Source organism: Alcanivorax hongdengensis A-11-3 (assembly GCF_000300995.1).
Classification (GTDB): domain Bacteria; phylum Pseudomonadota; class Gammaproteobacteria; order Pseudomonadales; family Alcanivoracaceae; genus Alcanivorax; species Alcanivorax hongdengensis.
In genome coordinates, this window is the sequence record NZ_AMRJ01000065.1 from 1 (window position 1) to 2,335 (window position 2,335).

General features: G+C 53.1%; 1 rRNA gene. It reads right to left on the reverse strand.

Annotation, left to right across the window (positions count from 1 at the left end):
- Positions 1-2,335, reverse strand: a 23S ribosomal RNA gene (locus A11A3_RS17060); the annotation flags it as partial.

The window sequence follows — 2,335 nt, forward strand, 5'->3', positions numbered from 1 at the left end:
GCCAAACACCGCCGTCGATATGAACTCTTGGGCGGTATCAGCCTGTTATCCCCGGAGTACCTTTTATCCGTTGAGCGATGGCCCTTCCATACAGAACCACCGGATCACTAAGACCTGCTTTCGCACCTGCTCGACTTGTAGGTCTCGCAGTCAAGCACCCTTCTACCTTTACGCTCGTTGCACGATGTCCGACCGTGCTGAGGGTACCTTTGTGCTCCTCCGTTACTCTTTGGGAGGAGACCGCCCCAGTCAAACTACCCACCACACAATGTCCCCGACCCGGATAACGGGCCTAGGTTAGAACCTCAAACATGCCAGGCTGGTATTTCAAGGACGACTCCACAATGACTGGCGTCACTGCTTCAAAGTCTCCCAGCTATCCTACACAAGCAGGCTCAAAGTCCACTGTGAAGCTGTAGTAAAGGTTCACGGGGTCTTTCCGTCTAGCCGCGGGTACACAGCATCTTCACTGCGATTTCGATTTCACTGAGTCTCGGGTGGAGACAGCGCCCCCATCATTACGCCATTCGTGCAGGTCGGAACTTACCCGACAAGGAATTTCGCTACCTTAGGACCGTTATAGTTACGGCCGCCGTTTACCGGGGCTTCGATCAAGAGCTTCGCCGAAGCTAACCCCATCAATTAACCTTCCGGCACCGGGCAGGCGTCACACCCTATACGTCCGCTTACGCGTTTGCAGAGTGCTGTGTTTTTAATAAACAGTTGCAGGGGCCTTTTCACTGCGACCGCCAATAGCTCAGAGAGCAAGTCTCGTCACCGTCAGCGGCGTACCTTCTCCCGAAGTTACGGTACAATTTTGCCTAGTTCCTTCACCCGAGTTCTCTCAAGCGCCTTAGAATACTCATCCCAACCACCTGTGTCGGTTTGGGGTACGGTTCCTTATAACCTGAAGCTTAGAAGATTTTCCTGGAAGCATGGCATCAACCACTTCCCGGTCTCAAAGGACCAGTGGTCTCGACTCTCAGCCTTAAGAACCCGGATTTGCCTAAGTTCTCAGCCTACGGCCTTTCCCCGGGACAACCAACGCCCGGTAGGCATAGCCTTCTCCGTCTCTCCATCGCAGTTATAAGAAGTACAGGAATATTAGCCTGTTTCCCATCAGCTACGCATTTCTGCCTCGCCTTAGGGGCCGACTCACCCTGCGCCGATTAGCGTTGCGCAGGAAACCTTGGTCTTTCGGCGTGGAGGTTTTTCACCCCCATTATCGTTACTCACGTCAGCATTCGCACTTCTGATATCTCCAGCATGCCTCTCGACACACCTTCACTGACTTACAGAACGCTCCCCTACCCAGCAGAACAAGTCTGCTGCCGCAGCTTCGGTATCCAGTTTGAGCCCCGTTACATCTTCCGCGCAGGCCGACTCGACTAGTGAGCTATTACGCTTTCTTTAAAGGGTGGCTGCTTCTAAGCCAACCTCCTAGCTGTCTGAGCCTTCCCACATCGTTTCCCACTTAACTGGAATTTGGGGACCTTAGCTGGCGGTCTGGGTTGTTTCCCTCTTCACGACGGACGTTAGCACCCGCCGTGTGTCTCCCGGATAGTACTCACTGGTATTCGGAGTTTGCATCGGGTTGGTAAGTCGGGATGACCCCCTAGCCGAAACAGTGCTCTACCCCCAGTGGTATTCGTCCGAGGCGCTACCTAAATAGCTTTCGGGGAGAACCAGCTATCTCCGAGCTTGATTAGCCTTTCACTCCGATCCACAGGTCATCCGCTAACTTTTCAACGGTAGTCGGTTCGGTCCTCCAATGCGTGTTACCGCATCTTCAACCTGCCCATGGATAGATCGCCCGGTTTCGGGTCTAATCCCAGCAACTAAACGCCCTATTAAGACTCGGTTTCCCTACGGCTCCCCTAAACGGTTAACCTCGCTACTGAAATTAAGTCGCTGACCCATTATACAAAAGGTACGCCGTCACCCCACAAGGAGGCTCCGACTGCTTGTACGTACACGGTTTCAGGTTCTATTTCACTCCCCTCTCCGGGGTTCTTTTCGCCTTTCCCTCACGGTACTGGTTCACTATCGGTCAGCCAGGAGTATTTAGCCTTGGAGGATGGTCCCCCCACATTCAGTCAAAGTTTCACGTGCTCCGACCTACTCGATTTCACTGGATCAGATTTTCGGATACGGGACTATCACCCACTATGGTCGGCCTTCCCAGACCGTTCTCCTAATCAGTCACCAGCTTAAGGGCTAATCCGCGTTCGCTCGCCGCTACTGACGGAATCTCAATTGATTTCTGTTCCTACGGGTACTTAGATGTTTCAGTTCCCCGCGTTTGCCTCCAGCACCTATGGATTCAGTACTGGAT